The organism is Citrobacter sp. wls708 (assembly GCF_005281255.1).
Taxonomy (GTDB): domain Bacteria; phylum Pseudomonadota; class Gammaproteobacteria; order Enterobacterales; family Enterobacteriaceae; genus Citrobacter; species Citrobacter werkmanii.
The window spans coordinates 1-398 of the sequence record NZ_SZXE01000038.1; the positions used below are offsets into that span (position 1 = coordinate 1).

Consider the following 398-nt stretch of genomic DNA (forward strand, 5'->3'; position numbering starts at 1 on the left):
ACAGTACGGCCGCCTTCACGGATTGCGAAACGCAGACCGTCGTCCATCGCGATTGGGTGGATCAGGGTAACAACCATTTTGATGTTGTCGCCCGGCATTACCATCTCTACGCCTTCCGGCAGTTCGATGGTGCCAGTCACGTCAGTAGTACGGAAGTAGAACTGCGGACGGTAGCCTTTGAAGAACGGAGTATGACGGCCGCCTTCGTCTTTGGACAGGATGTACACTTCAGATTCGAACTTGGTGTGCGGCTTGATAGAGCCCGGCTTAGCCAGTACCTGACCACGTTCGATTTCTTCACGTTTGATACCACGCAGCAGAACACCAACGTTCTCACCAGCACGGCCTTCGTCCAGCAGTTTGCGGAACATTTCAACGCCAGTACAGGTAGACTTAGC

1 protein-coding gene is annotated in these 398 nt (G+C 53.8%); it reads right to left on the bottom strand.

Going from position 1 to position 398, the window contains the following annotated elements; genetic code table 11:
• Window positions 1-398: EF-Tu/IF-2/RF-3 family GTPase (locus FDW97_RS20610; RefSeq protein WP_249359806.1), on the bottom strand; the 398-nt coding region annotated here is incomplete at both ends.